Origin of the sequence: Pseudomonas sp. SJZ077 (assembly GCF_007993905.1) — a bacterium.
Classification (GTDB): Bacteria; Pseudomonadota; Gammaproteobacteria; order Pseudomonadales; family Pseudomonadaceae; genus Aquipseudomonas; species Aquipseudomonas mandelii.
Genome location: NZ_VIUJ01000003.1, coordinates 102508 through 119707, shown reverse-complemented (window position 1 = coordinate 119707; position 17200 = coordinate 102508). Strand labels below are relative to the sequence as shown.

At 59.7% G+C, this 17200-nt stretch carries 16 protein-coding genes; 9 read left to right on the top strand and 7 right to left on the bottom strand.

Going from position 1 to position 17200, the window contains the following annotated elements; genetic code table 11:
• The first annotated feature begins 215 nt into the window (after positions 1–215).
• From FBY01_RS07480 to FBY01_RS07465, 4 genes are all read left to right on the top strand, one after another.
• Positions 216–848 (top strand): response regulator transcription factor, encoded by a 633-nt coding sequence (locus FBY01_RS07480; RefSeq protein WP_077748275.1) that lies wholly within the window; start codon positions 216–218, stop codon positions 846–848.
• Between the two features lie 102 nt (positions 849–950).
• Positions 951–1421, top strand: coding sequence for a nuclear transport factor 2 family protein (locus tag FBY01_RS07475; protein ID WP_010463079.1), 471 nt, complete (start codon positions 951–953; stop codon positions 1419–1421).
• 40 nt (positions 1422–1461) lie between these two features.
• Positions 1462–1773 carry a GIY-YIG nuclease family protein gene (locus FBY01_RS07470; RefSeq protein ID WP_145306874.1) on the top strand — a complete coding sequence of 104 codons (312 nt, stop codon included), beginning with the start codon at positions 1462–1464 and terminating at the stop codon, positions 1771–1773.
• Between the two features lie 88 nt (positions 1774–1861).
• Positions 1862–2800 (top strand): glutathione S-transferase family protein, encoded by a 939-nt coding sequence (locus FBY01_RS07465; protein ID WP_145306872.1) that lies wholly within the window; start codon positions 1862–1864, stop codon positions 2798–2800.
• Positions 2801–2856: 56 nt separating this feature from the next.
• On the opposite strand, the gene FBY01_RS07460 is transcribed toward FBY01_RS07465, so the two are convergent.
• A complete protein-coding gene (locus tag FBY01_RS07460; protein ID WP_010463076.1) occupies positions 2857–3207 on the bottom strand; it encodes a glutaredoxin family protein in 351 nt (116 codons plus the stop codon).
• Entirely contained in the window at positions 3207–4211 is a 1005-nt protein-coding gene (gene yejK, locus FBY01_RS07455; protein WP_010463075.1) for a nucleoid-associated protein YejK, read from the bottom strand. The genes FBY01_RS07460 and yejK overlap by 1 nt, the downstream gene beginning before the upstream one ends.
• 394 nt (positions 4212–4605) lie before the next feature.
• Between yejK and FBY01_RS07450 the strand changes: the two genes are divergently transcribed.
• Complete coding sequence (locus FBY01_RS07450; RefSeq protein WP_007905514.1) at positions 4606–4887, top strand: HU family DNA-binding protein; 282 nt, start codon at positions 4606–4608, stop codon at positions 4885–4887.
• Positions 4888–5094: 207 nt separating this feature from the next.
• Here the strand turns inward: FBY01_RS07450 and rlmF are convergent, their stop codons facing one another.
• The 5 genes from rlmF to FBY01_RS07420 form a co-directional block, all read right to left on the bottom strand.
• Positions 5095–6117, bottom strand: a complete 1023-nt coding sequence (gene rlmF / locus FBY01_RS07445) for a 23S rRNA (adenine(1618)-N(6))-methyltransferase RlmF (RefSeq protein ID WP_010463074.1) — start codon at positions 6115–6117, stop codon at positions 5095–5097.
• Between the two features lie 247 nt (positions 6118–6364).
• A complete protein-coding gene (locus tag FBY01_RS07435; RefSeq protein WP_010463073.1) occupies positions 6365–9211 on the bottom strand; it encodes a valine--tRNA ligase in 2847 nt (948 codons plus the stop codon).
• A gap of 265 nt (positions 9212–9476) precedes the next feature.
• Complete coding sequence (locus tag FBY01_RS07430) at positions 9477–9863, bottom strand: hypothetical protein (RefSeq protein WP_010463070.1); 387 nt, start codon at positions 9861–9863, stop codon at positions 9477–9479.
• Between the two features lie 8 nt (positions 9864–9871).
• Entirely contained in the window at positions 9872–10300 is a 429-nt protein-coding gene (locus FBY01_RS07425; protein WP_102593949.1) for a DNA polymerase III subunit chi, read from the bottom strand.
• A 60-nt stretch (positions 10301–10360) separates the two neighbouring features.
• A complete protein-coding gene (locus tag FBY01_RS07420) occupies positions 10361–11851 on the bottom strand; it encodes a leucyl aminopeptidase (protein ID WP_010463067.1) in 1491 nt (496 codons plus the stop codon).
• Positions 11852–12158: 307 nt separating this feature from the next.
• On the opposite strand from FBY01_RS07420, the gene lptF reads away from it, so the two are divergent.
• The 4 genes from lptF (at position 12159) to lepB (ending at position 17161) form a co-directional block, all read left to right on the top strand.
• Complete coding sequence (lptF, locus tag FBY01_RS07415) at positions 12159–13277, top strand: LPS export ABC transporter permease LptF (protein WP_077748279.1); 1119 nt, start codon at positions 12159–12161, stop codon at positions 13275–13277.
• Positions 13270–14331, top strand: a complete 1062-nt coding sequence (gene lptG / locus FBY01_RS07410) for an LPS export ABC transporter permease LptG (RefSeq protein ID WP_077748280.1) — start codon at positions 13270–13272, stop codon at positions 14329–14331. Before lptF ends, lptG begins: the two co-directional genes overlap by 8 nt.
• 170 nt (positions 14332–14501) lie before the next feature.
• Positions 14502–16301: a translation elongation factor 4 gene (gene lepA, locus FBY01_RS07405; protein WP_042932348.1), complete on the top strand. Its 1800-nt coding sequence runs from the start codon at positions 14502–14504 to the stop codon at positions 16299–16301.
• A gap of 5 nt (positions 16302–16306) precedes the next feature.
• Positions 16307–17161, top strand: a complete 855-nt coding sequence (gene lepB, locus FBY01_RS07400; RefSeq protein ID WP_010463058.1) for a signal peptidase I — start codon at positions 16307–16309, stop codon at positions 17159–17161.
• Positions 17162–17200 lie beyond the last annotated feature (39 nt).

Here is a 17200-nt window from a genome sequence, read left to right as displayed (position 1 = left end):
ACAGGTCGTCATCGTTCGACCTGTTGTCTGTAGTCTTTTGGTGTGAGTTGCGTAGCTTTAAAACGTAGGGCGGTTCCTTTTGTTTTATCAGAGAAAGGACAGGGGCCCGGATCCGTTGAGGACGGTGGTTGAGCAGTCGAGATTGGTCGTTGTGGTCGGAATAGGACGGCGTTACTTTTCGCGTATTCCAGTCACCACACAGGATAAATCCGACAATGCGCGTAATTATTGCTGACGACCATCCTGTCGTCCGCATCGGGTTACGGATGCTCATCGATCTAAGCCGGACGTGTGTGATCGTGGGTGAGGCCGATGGCCCGGACAGCCTGTTGAGCCTGCTCTCGACCACGCCGTGCGATCTGTTGATCACGGACTTCTCCATGCCGGGCAACCAACAGGCCGACGGACTGAAGATGCTGAGCACGGTTCGACGTCACTACGCTTCGACGCCGATCATTCTGGTCACCATGTTTGCCAACGTTGCGACGCTCAGGGTGGCATTCGCGCAAGGCGTGATGGCGATCGTGGCCAAGGATGCCTCGGCGACGGAGCTCCCTCTGGCAATCAAATCAGTGGGTGAAGGGCGGCGTTTCATCAGCGAGTCCCTGCGTACCGCGCTGGCTCAGGCAGACGTCGAGGCTCATTCGCATTCCCCTTCGCTGTCGGCCAAAGAACATGAAGTGGTGAGAATGCTCGCCAGCGGGATGACCGTCAGTGAGATCGCGAGCTATTTCAAACGCAGTGTGTCGACCATCAGTAAACAAAAAAGCATGGCCATGCAGCGGCTGGGCATTTCCACGGATGTGGATCTCTTCGCTTACGCCCGGGACAACGGCATGGTGCACTAGGCGACAGCGCACCCCAGGGTATTCCCGCCACGAATGCCGATAGTGTTCCGCGCATTTGTTGACTATCGTGCAGGCAATCCTTTAAACGTCCGGAGCCTGCCCATGAGTGATGCCAACCGCGCATTGATCACCCAGTTCTACCAAGCCTTCCAGCGGCTGGATGCCGAGGCCATGAGCGCCTGCTATACCGATGATGTGCTGTTCAGCGATCCTGCATTCGGCGAATTGCGCGGACGCGATGCCGGGGACATGTGGCGCATGCTCACGACTCGGGCGAAGGATTTTTCCCTGACGTTCGACAACGTTCGCGCCGAGGACCGCACGGGCGGCGCGCATTGGGTCGCGACCTATCTGTTCAGCCAGACCGGCAACACGGTGGTCAATGATATTCAGGCGCAGTTCGTGTTTCGTGACGGCAAGATCTGCGAGCACCATGACAGCTTCGATATGTGGGCCTGGTCGCGCCAGGCGCTGGGTTTCAAAGGCCTGCTGCTGGGCTGGACTCCGGCGGTAAGAAATGCCGTTCGCGCTCAGGCGTTGAAGGGGCTGAAGGCATTCCAGGCCAGTCGCTGATAAGATCGCGGCTTGTTTCCTTTCAAGCCTTGATCGTGACGTGACTACCCTCAGCGAAATCCCCGCCGATGCCGATACGCCGGTGAGTAAACCCTGGTTCGTCTACCTCGTTCGCGCGGCCAATGGTTCGCTGTACTGCGGGATCAGCGACGATCCTGTGCGCCGCTTCGTTACCCACCAAAGTGGCAAGGGCGCACGCTTCTTCCTCTCCAGCCCTGCCGTTGCCTTGGTCTACACAGAAGTCTGCCGCGACAAAAGCGAAGCCTTGCGTCAGGAACGCTTGATCAAAAAACTCAGGAAAAGCGCCAAGGAATGTCTGGTCGCAAGCGCCGCCGCGGGCTTATCAACCTGACTGATAAGTGCCCATCAGGCAGACCTGTAGGCTGCTCCCGAATTGCGCGCTAAGCTGCGGATTCCTAATCCGTGCGGCGGAGCCGAGCATGTCCGAGTTGATTCTTCATCATTACCCGACGTCCCCTTTCGCCGAAAAGGCCCGCTTGCTGCTGGGTTTCAAGGGGTTGTCCTGGCGCTCGGTAAAGATCGCGCCGGTCATGCCAAAACCCGATCTGACCGCCCTGACCGGTGGCTACCGCAAGACGCCAGTGCTGCAGGTTGGCGCAGATATTTACTGCGACACATCGCTGATCGCCCGTCGACTGGAGCAGGAGAAAGCCTTGCCGGCCTTCTTTCCGGAAGGCCAGGAAATGATCGCCGCGACGTTCGCCGCCTGGGCCGATTCGGTGGTATTCCAGCATGCCGTGAGCCTGGTGTTTCAACCGGAATCGATCGCGGTGCGTTTCGGCAATCTGCCGCCGGAAGCGATCAAGGCGTTTCTGGCTGATCGCGCCGGACTCTTCAGTGGCGGCAGCGCGACAAAGTTGTCCGCCGAGCAAGCCCGGCATCAATGGCCGACAATCATGGCGCGCCTGGAGCAGCAGCTTCAGCGCGAGCAGGGCGACTTTCTGTTCGGCGAGCCATCGATTGCCGACTTCGCGCTGGCCCATCCGATGTGGTTCCTCAAGGCCACGCCCGTGACCTCGCCGTTGGTTGATGCATATCCGGCGGTGTCGGCGTGGTTGGGTCGCGTGATGGGGTTCGGGCATGGCGCGTTCAGCGAGATGACCTCCGAGGCCGCGCTGGAGGTTGCGCGTAATGCCACACCCGCCGCGTTACCGGACGAGCAGTTCGATGAGCCGAACGGGTTTGAGCCTGGCCAGCAGGTGGTCATCGCGGCAACGGATTACGGCGTTGATCCGGTGGCGGGTGAGTTGTTGTTTGCGGGCAGAGAGGAATTGATTCTGCGTCGTGAAGACGAGCGGGCCGGAGTGGTGCATGTGCACTTTCCGCGGTTTGGGTTCCGAATCGACAAACGCGTATAAAACTGCCTGTGGCGAGGGGATAAATCCCCTCGCCACAGGTGTGTGAGCCTGATCAGTTACTTCAGGGCGGCGAGGATTTCATCCGGGTCATACCCGCGAATCAACGTCCCGTTCACATCGATCAGCGGAATCCCGCGTCCACCCAGCGCTTCATATGCCTTGCGTGCCTCGGCATCCTTTTCGATATCGAATTCCTTGTACGGAATGCCTTTCTGATCGAGAAAGCGTCGGGTCAGCTTGCAGTAGCCACACCATTCGGTCGCGTAGAGCACGACGTTGGCCTTGGCCTGGGTCTGCTCGGACACCACTTGGCTGGGACTGAACACCCGCTCGATCTTGCCCCAGTTCTGGTAAACCACGACCACCAGCAGGATCAGCAGGAATTTCTTCAGCACGCCGTTCAGCATCAGTTGCGTCGCTTCAGCTGATCGGTCAGCTGAGTGGGCAGGCCCTTGATAATCAGTGTGCCGGCCTCTTCGTCGTATTCGATCTTCGAGCCCAGCAGGTGCGCTTCGAAGCTGATGGACAGGCCCTCGGCGCGGCCGGTGAAGCGGCGGAACTGGTTCAACGTGCGTTTATCCGCCGGGATCTCCGGAGACAAGCCGTAATCCTTGTTGCGGATGTGATCGTAGAAGGCTTTCGGGCGCTCTTCGTCGATCAGCTCGGAGAGTTCTTCCAGGCCCATCGGTTCGCCGAGCTTGGCCTGGCTGCTGGCGTAATCGACCAGGGTCTTGGTTTTCTCGCGGGCGGATTCTTCCGGCAAATCTTCGCTTTCAACGAAATCACTGAAGGCCTTGAGCAAGGTACGGGTTTCGCCGGGGCCGTCGACGCCTTCCTGGCAACCGATAAAGTCGCGGAAATACTCCGACACCTTTTTCCCGTTCTTGCCTTTGATGAATGAAATGTACTGCTTGGACTGCTTGTTGTTCTGCCACTCGGACACGTTGATCCGCGCGGCCAGGTGCAACTGGCCCAGATCCAGGTGACGGGACGGGGTCACGTCCAGCTGATCGGTCACTGCAACGCCTTCGCTGTGGTGCAACAGGGCGATCGCCAGGTAATCGGTCATGCCCTGCTGGTAATGCGCAAACAGCACGTGGCCGCCCACGGAGAGGTTCGACTCTTCCATCAGCTTTTGCAGGTGTTCCACCGCCACCCGGCTGAACGCCGTGAAATCCTTGCCGCCCTCGAGGTATTCCTTCAGCCAGCCGCTGAACGGATGCGCCCCGGACTCGGCATGGAAGAATCCCCAGGCCTTGCCTTGTTTGGCGTTGTAGCTCTCGTTGAGGTCGGCAAGCATGTTCTCGATGGCGCTCGATTCGGCCAGTTCCGAGTCGCGGGCGTGGAGAACTGCGGGTGTGCCGTCGGGTTTTTTGTCGATCAGGTGGACGATGCAATGACGGATCGGCATGGGCTTCTCGGCTGATTGAAGAGAGGAGGGCGTGCTCCCCCAAAAAGTGCCAAGTGTACCGCAACCACTGGTTTTGGCGCGGTTCGTAGGGTAATTCGCAGCCGTGCGACGACCCTTATGCAGTTTTTTCCCGTTTTAGAGCAATAAAGCTGACCAAATGGGTAGCTAGAGGCGGATATTTCCCCGTCTCTGTGCTAGTTTTGCCCCGTCTTACGCGAAGTCACTGCGTTAAGCGTGCATTCAGCATTTGTCAGGTCGAACCAAACCCTGATTTCGGTATCTATAACCCCGATCCAGTGGTTATTGGCCGAGGGTGCCAGATCCAGAAGATCGGGCTCGATGGCTGACACTGCACTCTGCAATCCATATGAATTTGATAGGGAAGGAACACTACATGGCTCTTACTAAAGACCAACTGATCGCCGACATCGCTGAAGCTATCGACGCGCCAAAAACCACCGCGCGTAACGCTCTGGACCAACTGGGCCAAATCGTTGCCGATCAGCTGGAAAACGGCGGCGAAATCACTCTGCCAGGTATCGGCAAACTGAAAGTGACTGAGCGTCCAGCCCGTACCGGCCGTAACCCTTCGACTGGCGCTGCCATCGAAATCGCTGCCAAGAAAGTTATCAAGCTGGTTGTGGCCAAAGGCCTGACCGACGCTGTTAACAAGTAAGACGCAGTAAAAAAAGCCGTGCTCCGGAGCAATCCGGGCACGGCTTTTTTGTGTCTGTGATTCAGTGACTGACCTGAAAACACCGCTAACCCCATGTAGGAGTGAGCCTGCTCGCGATGGCGCTGCATCAGTCGACATCATCGTTAACTGACACGCCGCTATCGCGAGCAGGCTCACTCCTACAGTTGATCTGCGGTGGTCAGTGACTCAGCTCTTGCGAGCCCAACGTTCGCGCCAGACCTGCTGCTCGGACTTGGTCTGGAAGGTCCAGGCGACGAAGCGGCTTTGCTTCTGCCCCTGGGACATTTCCACGACCTGGCTTTCCAGAACACCGGCTTTTTTCAGCGCCGTCTGGATCGAAGGCAGGTTAGAAGCCTTTGACACCAACGTGCTGAACCACAAGACCTTGTGCTGGAAGTGCGCACTCTCGGCGATCAGTTGCGTCACAAACCGTGCTTCGCCACCCTCACACCACAATTCTGCCGATTGACCGCCAAAGTTCAGCACCGGCAGTTTGCGTTTAGGATCGGCGCGGCCCAGGGCGCGCCATTTACGCTCGCTGCCTTTGGTCGCTTCGTCCATCGAAGCATGGAACGGCGGGTTGCACATGGTCAGGTCAAAGCGTTCGCCGGGTTCCAGCAAGCCCAGCAGAATGTGCTTGGGATTACTTTGCTGACGCAACTGGATGGCTTTGTTCAGTCCGTTGGATTGCACGATGGCTTTGGCCGCAGCCACCGCAGTCGGGTCGATTTCCGAACCGAGGAAGTGCCAGCGGTAGTCGCTGTAGCCGATCAACGGATAGACGCAGTTGGCGCCCATGCCGATATCGAGCACTTTGACCGGTGCGCCACGAGGGATTTCGCCGTCGTTGACGCTGGCGAGCAGGTCGGCCAGGAAGTGCACGTAATCGGCACGGCCCGGAACCGGTGGGCAGAGGTAATCGGCCGGGATATCCCAATGGGCGATACCGTAGAACGACTTGAGCAGCGCCCGGTTGAACACCCGCACCGCATCCGGGCTGGCGAAGTCGATGCTTTCCTTGCCATAGGGGTTGATGATCACGAACTTCGCCAGTTCCGGCGTGGTTTTGATCAGCGCCGGGAAGTCGTAGCGACCCTGATGGCGGTTGCGCGGGTGCAGGCTGGCCTTTTCGCGCGGCTCAACGGCTTTGGCCGGTGTCGCGGTGTCGGGCTTCTTGCGCGCAGGTCTTGGAGTGCGGGGGGCGTTCATGGGCGTGGTCGATTCGGGTATGGCTAAAAGTGGCGGGTATTGTCCCACAGTCGATAGCCGCGTGGGGATCCTGTAGGAGCGAGGCTTGCCCGCGAAAGCGATCTGTGTACCACCTCAATGCCAGACATGACGGCCCCTTCGCGGGCAAGCCTCGCTCCTACAGGAAGCGGTTTGCGGTGTATGGGGGGAATGTGGCGGGCATAAAAAAGGGAGGCCCTTGGCCTCCCTTTTTCATCGCGATTGACCGTTACAGGCTGGCAATCCGCGCATGTTGCTCGGCCAACTTGCCCAAAGCCTGTTCAGCCTCAGCCAGTTTGGCGCGTTCTTTCTCGATGACTTCGGCCGGAGCCTTGTCGACGAAACCGGCATTGGACAGCTTGCCGCCCACCCGCTGAACTTCGCCCTGCAGACGCAGGATTTCCTTGTCCAGGCGTGCCAGTTCGGCGTCCTTGTCGATCAGGCCGGCCATCGGCACCAGCACTTCCATCTCGCCCACCAGTGCGGTGGCGGACAGCGGTGCTTCTTCGCCGGCAGCCAACACCGTGATCGATTCGAGGCGAGCCAGCTTCTTCAGCAGGGCTTCGTTCTCGGTGAGACGACGCTGGTCTTCGGCGCTGACGTTCTTCAGGAACAGGTTCAGCGGCTTGCCCGGGCCAATGTTCATCTCGGCGCGAATGTTGCGCGTGCCGAGCATCAGCGTCTTCAGCCACTCGATGTCATCTTCGGCACCTTGATCGATGCGCGCTTCATTGGCCACGGGCCAAGGTTGCAGCATGATCGTCTTGCCTTCGATACCGGCCAGCGGCGCGACGCGCTGCCAGATTTCTTCGGTGATGAACGGCATGAACGGGTGCGCCAGGCGCAGGGCAACTTCCAGCACCCGAACCAGGGTGCGGCGGGTGCCGCGCTGACGTTCGACCGGGGCGTTTTCGTCCCACAGCACAGGCTTGGACAGTTCCAGGTACCAGTCGCAATACTGGTTCCAGATGAACTCGTACAAGGCTTGTGCGGCCAGGTCGAAGCGGAACTGGTCGAGCTGACGGGTTACTTCGGCTTCGGTGCGTTGCAGCTGCGAGATAATCCAGCGGTCCGCCAGCGACAGTTCGTAAGCCTCGCCGTTCTGGCCGCAGTCTTCGCCCTTGTCCAGAACATAACGCGCGGCGTTCCAGATCTTGTTGCAGAAGTTGCGATAGCCTTCTACGCGGCCCATGTCGAACTTGATGTCGCGACCGGTGGACGCCAGCGAGCAGAAGGTGAAGCGCAGGGCGTCGGTGCCGTAGCTGGCGATGCCGTCGGCGAACTCTTCGCGGGTCTGCTTCTCGATCTTCTTCGCCAGTTTCGGCTGCATCATGCCGGAGGTGCGCTTCTGCACCAGCTCTTCGAGCTCGATACCGTCGATGATGTCCAGCGGGTCCAGGACGTTGCCCTTGGACTTGGACATCTTCTGGCCCTGGCCGTCGCGGACCAGACCGTGAACATAAACGGTCTTGAACGGAACCTGCGGCGTACCGTCTTCGTTCTTCACCAGGTGCATGGTGAGCATGATCATCCGGGCGACCCAGAAGAAAATGATGTCGAAGCCAGTCACCAGCACATCGGTGGAATGGAATTTCTTCAGGAACTCGGTCTGCTCAGGCCAGCCGAGCGTGGAGAAAGTCCACAGGCCCGAACTGAACCAGGTATCCAGAACGTCGTTGTCCTGTTGCAGCGCAACGTCCGGGCCGAGGTTGTTTTTGGCACGCACTTCGGCTTCGTCGCGACCGACATAGACCTTGCCCGACTCGTCGTACCAGGCCGGAATCCGGTGGCCCCACCACAGCTGACGGCTGATGCACCAATCCTGGATGTCGCGCATCCACGAGAAATACATGTTTTCGTATTGTTTCGGCACGAACTGAATGCGGCCGTCTTCAACCGCAGCGATGGCCGGCTCGGCCAATGGCTTGGTAGAGACGTACCACTGGTCGGTCAGCCACGGCTCGATGATGGTGCCGGAGCGGTCGCCTTTCGGTACTTTCAGGGCATGATCGTCGACGCTGACCAGCAAACCAGCGGCATCGAAGGCGGCCACAATCTGCTTGCGCGCTTCGAAACGGTCCAGACCGGCGTATTCGGCCGGAAGCGTACCGTCGATGCTTTCGTTGAGCGTGCCGTCGAGGTTGAACACCTGACAGGCCGGCAGTACAGCGGCGTTCTTGTCGAAGATGTTCAGCAGCGGCAGGTTGTGGCGCTTGCCGACTTCGTAGTCGTTGAAATCGTGGGCCGGGGTGATTTTCACGCAACCGGTGCCGAATTCAGGATCGCAGTAATCGTCGGCGATGATCGGGATGCGGCGGCCGACCAGCGGCAACTCGACAAATTTACCGATCAGGGCCTGGTAGCGTTCGTCGTTCGGGTTAACCGCGACGGCGGCGTCGCCGAGCATGGTTTCCGGGCGAGTGGTCGCGACGATCAGGTAGTCCTTGCCTTCGGCCGTCTTGGCGCCATCGGCCAGCGGGTATTTCAGGTTCCACAGGAAACCTTTCTCGTCGTGGTTTTCCACTTCGAGGTCGGAAATCGCCGTGTGCAACTTGGTGTCCCAGTTGACCAGGCGCTTGCCGCGATAGATCAGGCCGTCTTCGTGCAAACGCACGAACGCTTCTTTAACGGCTTCCGAGAGGCCGTCGTCCATGGTGAAGCGCTCGCGGCTCCAGTCGACGGACGAGCCGAGGCGGCGGATCTGACGGCTGATGTTGCCGCCGGACTGATCCTTCCACTCCCAGACTTTCTCGAGGAATTTTTCCCGGCCCAGATCGTGACGATTCTGGCCCTGGGCTTCGAGTTGGCGTTCCACCAGCATCTGCGTGGCGATACCGGCGTGGTCAGTACCCGGCTGCCACAGGGTGTTGCGACCCTGCATGCGGCGGAAACGGATCAGGGCGTCCATGATCGCGTTGTTGAAGCCGTGACCCATGTGCAGGCTGCCGGTGACGTTCGGCGGCGGGATCATGATGGTGTAGGACTCGCCCGCGCCTTGCGGGGCGAAGTAATTCTCTGACTCCCAAGTGTTGTACCAGGAAGTTTCAATGGCGTGCGGCTGGTAGGTCTTATCCATGCGCGGCGGGACCCTATTGGCATTTATTCAGGAAAAGCCGGCAAGTATAGCGGGGCATGGGGCAGAGGGCGAGCAGGGGCAGACCGGGCGCAGATCAAATGTGGAATGATCCTGTGGCGAGGGAGTTTGCTCCCGCTGGGGCGCGAAGCGGCCCCGACAACAACAAGTCAGGTGTGTCAGGTACACCGTGTGTTCAGGTTCTGCGGTTGCTTTGCAACCGAGCGGGAGCAAGCTCCCTCGCCACAGACGCCCGCTCGACTCAGTGTTATTCGTACTGGCTGAGCAACCGTTCCATCCGCGCATCCAGCCGGCGCTTGATCTCGGTTTCGATATGCGGTGCGAAGTCGTCGATCACGTCTTGCATGATCAACAGCGCTGCCGCACGCAGTTCGCTGTCCAGGTGCAGCAAGGCATCGGGGCCTTTGCTGGCCGCGGGTGCCGGTTGCGCGGCAGGGGCGGGCGGTGTCGGTTCGACGGTCTGCGGCGCAGCGCTGACGGAGTCGAACAGCATGGGAATCTGTTCCTGGTCACCTTCGATGACCGTGTCGGTCAGCAGCGGCGGTTGCAGGTTGTCATCGCCGAGCAGTTGGCGGATCGACTCGAGGTCATCCAGCAGGTGCGCGGACTTTTGTTGCGGTTTTGGAGTGTCCATCGGAATGCTCAGAGTCGCTGTAAACGGTGATCTTGCAGAGGATAGCCCTGTTCGCGATAGAAACGGAAACTCTCCCGCGCGGCCGCTCGAATCGTCGGATCCTCCACCACCACTTCCGCTACACGGGCGAACTTGCTGGCAAAGGCCGGGACTTTCAGGGCAAGGTTGACCAGCAGATCCTGATGCGGACCGCAGTCATCACCAAGACCCAGGACAATCAAGCTATCCGGCTCGCTTTCGGCAGGACCGTGAGGCACGAAGCTTTCGCCCTTGAAGGCCCACAAACGCGCGTCGAGATCCTCGCGTTGGGCGGCATCGCTGCAATGCAGGTAAATGCGGTGGCCCATGCGCCAGGCTTTTTCGGTGAGCTTGCAGGCAAAATCCAGCCGTGCCGACGGATCGGCGCTGGGCAGGACATAGAAGTCGACTTTGGTCATTGCGGTTCCTGAGCCCGGGGCTGCGTTACTCGAAAGCAACGCAGCCCGAGGTCATCGGTTTCAGGCTTTGGCGCGGTCCAGCAGGTATTGGGTCAGCAACGGAACCGGACGGCCAGTGGCGCCCTTGTCCTTGCCGCCGCTGGTCCATGCGGTGCCGGCGATGTCCAGGTGCGCCCAGTTCAGGTTCTTGGTGAAGCGCGACAGGAAGCAGGCGGCGGTGATGGTGCCGGCTTTCGGGCCGCCAATGTTGGCGATGTCGGCGAACGGGCTGTCCAGCTGCTCTTGGTACTCATCGAACAGCGGCAGTTGCCAGGCGCGGTCGTCGGCGGACTTGCCGGCGCTTAGCAGTTGAGCGATCAGTTCGTCGTTGTTGCCCAGCAGGCCGGAGGTGTGCGCGCCCAGTGCAACGACGCAAGCGCCGGTCAGGGTCGCGATGTCGATCACGGCTTGCGGCTTGAAGCGCTCGGAGTAGGTCAGGGCATCGCACAGCACCAGACGGCCTTCGGCGTCGGTGTTGAGGATTTCCACGGTCTGGCCGCTCATGGTGGTGACGATGTCGCCCGGGCGCGAAGCATTGCCGCTCGGCATGTTCTCGGCGCACGCCAGGATGCACACCAGGTTGATCGGCAGTTTCAGCTCGAGCACGGCACGCAGGGTGCCGAACACGCTGGCTGCGCCGCCCATGTCGTACTTCATTTCATCCATGCCCAAGCCAGGCTTGAGGCTGATGCCGCCGGTGTCGAACGTGATGCCTTTGCCGACCAGTGCGTAAGGTTTCTCGGATTTCTTGCCGCCGTTGTATTGCATGACGATCAGGCGCGGTGGCTGGGCGCTGCCCTGGCCCACGGCGTAGAACGAGCCCATGCCCAGGTCCTTGATCTTCTTCTCATCGAGGACTTCGACTTTCAGGGTCTTGAATTCCTTGCCCAGGTTCTTGGCTTGTTCGCCAAGGAAAGTCGGGTGGCAGATGTTCGGCGGCAGGTTGCCCAGGTTGCGGGTGAATGCCATGCCGTTGGCAATCGCAGTGGCGTGGGCCACAGCGCGCTCGACTTCGGCCTGTGCCGCCTTGATGGTCACCAGGGTGATTTTCTTCAGGGCGCGAGGTTCGGCTTTCTGGCTCTTGAACTGGTCGAAGGTGTATTCGCCATCCACCAGGGTTTCGGCCAGCAGGCGGGTCTTGCCGTAGCTGTCGCGGCCCTTGACCACGATTTCGTCCAGCGCCAGAACAGCGTCGGTGCCGCCCAGGCCTTTAAGGGTATTGAGGACGCCGGCGATGATTTTACGGAACGGGCGGTCGCCCAGCTCTTCGTCCTTGCCCACGCCGACCAGCAGAACACGTTCGGCCTTGAGGTTCGGCAGGCTGTGCAGCAGCAGGCTCTGGCCGACTTTGCCGGCCAGGTCGCCGCGCTTGAGTACAGCGCTGAGGGCGCCGCCGCTCAGTTCGTCGAGTTGTCTGGCAGCGGCGCCGAGCTTGCGGCCTTCGCCGACGGCGACCACCAGAGTGGCGGTCTTCAACGTTTCTGGGCTAACGCTCTTTACAACCAGTTCCATGTCCGGGTCCCTGAATGAATGGTCAACGTGCGCGGGCAAAACGGCGGCGCACAGACGCTTGCTTATAGATAGAAAGACGCAGGTCACGGCCCGCGACAAAGGCCGCAGTTTGAACCTCGCTCCCTGCGCCTGACAACCCTCGGTTGTACGATCTTCAACGCATTACCCGCCTGCTTGAGCATGCGCAGTGACAGGCGCACCCAATCACAGGATAATGCGCCAACTTTTTCGGCGGCTCTGCCCTGCGGGCTGTCTGATACGTTTGCTTGTTTGGCCGCCTTAGCCTGACAACCCTGGAGTGTCTGGTTTGATTGTCTTCCGTTATCTGTCCCGCGAAGTCCTGTTGACCTTGAGCGCCGTCAGCGCCGTGCTGCTGGTCATCATCATGAGTGGGCGCTTCATCAAATACCTTGCCCAGGCGGCCTCGGGCCTGCTGGATCCGGGCTCCCTGTTCCTGATCATGGGCTTTCGTCTGCCAGGTTTCCTGCAACTGATCCTGCCGTTGGGCCTGTTTCTCGGGATCCTGCTGGCCTACGGTCGCCTGTACCTTGAAAGCGAAATGACCGTGTTGTCGGCCACCGGCATGAGCCAGCAACGTCTGTTTGCCATGACGCTGTTTCCGGCCACGCTGGTTGCGCTGGTCGTGGCCTGGCTGAGTCTGAGCCTGGCGCCACAAGGTGCCAATCAGTTCCAGTTGCTGCTGAACAAGCAGGATGCGCTGACCGAGTTCGATACCCTTGAGCCGGGTCGCTTCCAGGCGCTACGTGACGGGACTCGGGTGACCTACACCGAAACGCTGTCGGATGATCGCATCAACCTCGGTGGCGTGTTTATTTCGCAAAAGAACGTCTCGTCCGATAAGAAGGATCGCGGGATCTCCGTGCTGGTGGCCGAGAAGGGTCGTCAGGAAATCCGCCCTGACGGCAATCGCTACCTGATTCTCGACAACGGCTATCGCTACGACGGTAACCCGGGGCAGGCCGACTACCGGGCGATCAAGTACGAGGAATACGGCGTATTGCTGCCCAAGCCGGACGTCAGCGACGAAGTCACCGACCGCGATGCAATGACCACCCGTTCCTTGATCGGCAGCGATGACATTCGTTCGCGCACTGAACTGCAATGGCGCCTGTCCCTGCCGTTGCTGGTGTTCATCGTGACCTTGATGGCGGTGCCGCTGTCGCGGGTCAATCCACGTCAAGGCCGTTTCCTCAAGCTGCTGCCGGCGATTCTTCTTTATATGGCTTACCTGAGCATCCTGATTGCCGCGCGCGGCGCCCTCGAAAAAGGCAAGATCCCGCCGGCGCTGGGGTTGTGGTGGGTTCACGGCATCTTCCTGGCCATTGGCCTGGGCTTGCTCTACTGGGAGCCGTTGCGCTTGAAGATGGCGAGTCGCCGCAGTGCGCTGGAGGTGGCTCGTGGTTAAGCTCGATCGCTACATTGGTAGCAGCGTATTCGTAGCCATCCTGGCGGTGCTGGGGATTATCCTTGGCCTGGCGACCCTGTTTGCCTTCATCGATGAGATGAGTGAGGTCAGCGACACCTACACCTTGGTGGACGTCTTGAGCTACGTCTTGCTGACCGCGCCCCGTCGTTTGTACGACATGTTGCCGATGGCGGCACTGATCGGTTGCCTGATCGGCCTTGGTAGCCTGGCCAGCCACAGCGAACTGACGATCATGCGCGCCGCCGGTGTGTCGGTCGGCCGGATCGTCTGGGCCGTCATGAAGCCGATGCTGGTGCTGATGGTGGCGGGGGTGCTGATCGGCGAGTACGTCGCGCCGGCCACCGAAGTCACCGCTCAGGCCAACCGTTCCCTGGCTCAGGGTGGCGGCGATGCACAGAGCGCCAAGCATGGCTTGTGGCATCGCCAGGGTGACGAGTTCATTCACGTCAACTCTGTGCAGCCGAACGGTCTGCTGTACGGCGTCACCCGTTATCGTTTCGACAATGAGCGTCATATGCTGTCGTCCAGCTTCGCCAAGCGGGCGAAGTTCGATCAGGATCACTGGCAGTTGAGCGACGTCACCACCACGCTGTTCCATGAAAAGAGCACCGAAGTGGTCACTGCACCGGAAGAGCGTTGGGATGTTGCCTTGAGTCCGCAACTGCTGAGCACGGTGGTGATGTCGCCTGACACGCTGTCGATCAGCGGTCTGTGGGGTTACATCCACTACCTGGCTGACCAGGGCCTGAGCAACGGCCGTTACTGGCTGGCATTTTGGGTCAAGGTGTTACAGCCGCTGGTGACCGCCGCGCTGGTACTGATGGCGATTTCCTTCATCTTCGGGCCATTGCGCTCGGTGACCCTTGGTCAGCGGGTCTTCACTGGCGTGCTGGTCGGCTTCACCTTCCGCATCGTCCAGGATTTGCTGGGGCCTTCGAGCCTGGTGTTCGGTTTTTCGCCGCTGTTTGCGGTGTTGGTTCCGGCCGGTGTCTGTGCCCTGGCGGGTGTCTGGCTGTTGCGCCGAGCCGGCTGATCAGGGCGTTCCCCGACCTCGCTGGTGATAAAAAACGCCCCTGTCGCAAGACCGGGGCGTTTTTGTAGGTGCCGTCTGACCTGCGAACGTGACGCTTGCGCCGTGGATCAGGTACAATTCCCGGCTATTTTTCGGCGGGCTATGCCTGCAGCCTTTTTGAGTGTTGATCCGTGAGTGATTTGAGTCATATCCGCAATTTCTCCATCATCGCCCACATTGACCATGGCAAGTCGACGCTGGCCGATCGCTTCATCCAGATGTGCGGCGGCCTTGCCGAGCGCGAAATGGAAGCCCAGGTGCTGGACTCCATGGACCTGGAACGTGAACGCGGGATCACCATCAAGGCCCACAGCGTCACCCTGTATTACACCGCTCGCGATGGCATCAAGTACCAGCTGAACTTCATTGACACCCCGGGCCACGTTGACTTCACCTACGAAGTCAGCCGGTCGCTGGCGGCCTGTGAAGGCGCGTTGCTGGTGGTCGATGCCGGTCAGGGCGTTGAAGCGCAGTCTGTAGCCAACTGCTACACGGCGATCGAGCAGGGCCTTGAAGTCATGCCGGTCCTGAACAAGATCGACCTGCCGCAGGCCGATCCGGACCGCGTCAAAGAAGAAATCGAAAAAATCATCGGCATCGATGCCACCGATGCGGTCGAGTGCAGTGCCAAGACCGGCCTGGGTGTCGACGAAGTGCTCGAACGCCTGGTTCACACCATTCCTGCGCCGACCGGCAACTACGAAGATCCGCTGCAAGCGTTGATCATCGACTCCTGGTTCGACAACTACCTGGGCGTCGTTTCCCTGGTCCGCGTGCGTCACGGTCGTGTGAAGAAGGGCGACAAGATCCTGGTCAAGTCCACCGGCAAGATCCACCTGGTGGACAGCGTCGGTGTCTTCAACCCGAAACACACCGCCACCGTTGACCTGAAAGCCGGCGAAGTGGGCTTCATCATTGCCGGCATCAAGGACATTCACGGTGCACCGGTCGGTGACACCCTGACCCTGAGCTCCACGCCGGACGTTGACGTGCTGCCAGGCTTCAAACGTATCCAGCCGCAGGTCTATGCCGGCCTGTTCCCGGTCAGCTCCGACGACTTCGAAGATTTCCGTGAAGCCCTGCAAAAGCTCACGCTCAACGATTCGTCCCTGCAGTACACCCCGGAAAGCTCCGACGCTCTGGGCTTCGGCTTCCGTTGCGGGTTCCTCGGCATGCTGCACATGGAAATCATCCAGGAGCGCCTGGAGCGCGAGTACGACCTGGACCTGATCACCACGGCGCCGACCGTAATTTTCGAGCTGTTGCTGAAAACCGGTGAAACGATTTACGTCGATAACCCGTCGAAGCTTCCAGACCTGTCCTCGATCGAAGACATGCGTGAACCGATCGTGCGGGCCAATATTCTTGTGCCGCAAGAGCACCTGGGCAACGTCATTACCCTGTGCATCGAGAAGCGTGGCGTGCAGCACGACATGCTGTTCCTCGGTACGCAGGTCCAGGTGACCTACGATTTGCCGATGAACGAAGTGGTCCTCGACTTCTTCGACCGTCTGAAGTCCACCAGTCGCGGCTATGCTTCGCTGGATTATCATTTCGATCGTTACCAGTCGGCTAATCTGGTGAAACTGGATGTGCTGATCAACGGTGACAAGGTCGACGCCCTGGCGCTGATCGTGCACAAGGATAACGCGCACTACAAAGGTCGCCAGTTGACCGAGAAGATGAAAGAACTGATTCCGCGCCAGATGTTCGACGTCGCGATCCAGGCCGCCATTGGCGGGCAGATCATTGCGCGGACCTCCGTCAAGGCACTCAGAAAGAACGTATTGGCCAAATGCTACGGCGGTGACGTTAGCCGTAAGAAAAAACTGCTTGAAAAGCAAAAGGCCGGTAAGAAACGCATGAAGCAAGTCGGCAACGTGGAAATTCCACAAGAAGCCTTCCTTGCGGTGCTCAGGTTGGATAGTTAGGTCCTATGTCACTAAATTTCCCGCTGTTGCTGGTCATCGCCGTGTTCGTCTGCGGCCTGTTGGCGTTGCTCGATCTACTGTTCCTGGCGCCCCGGCGCCGGGCTGCCATCAACTCCTATCAGGGGAGTGTCAGCCAGGCTGACATGGTGGTCGTCGAGAAACTGAACAAAGAGCCGCTGCTGGTCGAATACGGCAAGTCGTTCTTCCCGGTGTTGTTCATCGTGCTGGTGCTGCGTTCGTTCCTGGTGGAGCCGTTCCAGATTCCTTCCGGCTCGATGAAACCGACCCTGGACGTCGGCGACTTCATTCTGGTGAACAAGTTTTCTTACGGGATCCGCTTGCCGGTGATCGACAAGAAAGTCATCGAAGTCGGTGATCCGCAGCGCGGCGATGTGATGGTGTTCCGCTACCCGAGCGATCCGAACGTCAACTACATCAAGCGTGTGGTGGGCCTGCCGGGTGACCAGATTCGCTACACCGCCGACAAGCGTCTGTTCGTCAACGGTGAATCGATTGCCGAACAACTGGTCGGCTCCGAGCCGGGCACGTTGGGCAGTGCCGAGCTCTACAAGGAAAAACTCGGTGTCGCCGAGCACCTGATTCGCAAGGAGATGAGCCGCTATCGCGCATCGCCGGACCGTTCATGGACCGTGCCGGCCGGGCACTACTTCATGATGGGCGACAACCGCGACAACTCCAACGACAGTCGCTACTGGGACGATCCGAGCATTCCCAAGGATCTGCTGGGCATGGTTCCCGACAAGAATATCGTCGGCAAGGCCTTCGCAGTCTGGATGAGCTGGCCGGAACCCAAACTCAGTCACCTGCCGAATTTCTCGCGGGTTGGCCTGATCAAGTAATCACACACGGCGCTGTTGAACACAGCGCCGAATGCATTT

Bases quoted from the DNA above. Each gene is read 5' to 3' on its own strand.
- FBY01_RS07480 (WP_077748275.1), top strand. From the start codon at position 216: ATGCGCGTAATTATTGCTGACGACCATCCTGTCGTCCGCATCGGGTTA.
- FBY01_RS07475 (WP_010463079.1), top strand. From the start codon at position 951: ATGAGTGATGCCAACCGCGCATTGATCACCCAGTTCTACCAAGCCTTC.
- FBY01_RS07465 (WP_145306872.1), top strand. From the start codon at position 1,862: ATGTCCGAGTTGATTCTTCATCATTACCCGACGTCCCCTTTCGCCGAA.
- FBY01_RS07460 (WP_010463076.1), bottom strand. From the start codon at position 3,207: ATGCTGAACGGCGTGCTGAAGAAATTCCTGCTGATCCTGCTGGTGGTC.
- yejK (WP_010463075.1), bottom strand. From the start codon at position 4,211: ATGCCGATCCGTCATTGCATCGTCCACCTGATCGACAAAAAACCCGAC.
- FBY01_RS07450 (WP_007905514.1), top strand. From the start codon at position 4,606: ATGGCTCTTACTAAAGACCAACTGATCGCCGACATCGCTGAAGCTATC.
- rlmF (WP_010463074.1), bottom strand. From the start codon at position 6,117: ATGAACGCCCCCCGCACTCCAAGACCTGCGCGCAAGAAGCCCGACACC.
- FBY01_RS07435 (WP_010463073.1), bottom strand. From the start codon at position 9,211: ATGGATAAGACCTACCAGCCGCACGCCATTGAAACTTCCTGGTACAAC.
- FBY01_RS07430 (WP_010463070.1), bottom strand. From the start codon at position 9,863: ATGGACACTCCAAAACCGCAACAAAAGTCCGCGCACCTGCTGGATGAC.
- FBY01_RS07425 (WP_102593949.1), bottom strand. From the start codon at position 10,300: ATGACCAAAGTCGACTTCTATGTCCTGCCCAGCGCCGATCCGTCGGCA.
- FBY01_RS07420 (WP_010463067.1), bottom strand. From the start codon at position 11,851: ATGGAACTGGTTGTAAAGAGCGTTAGCCCAGAAACGTTGAAGACCGCC.
- lepB (WP_010463058.1), top strand. From the start codon at position 16,307: ATGTCACTAAATTTCCCGCTGTTGCTGGTCATCGCCGTGTTCGTCTGC.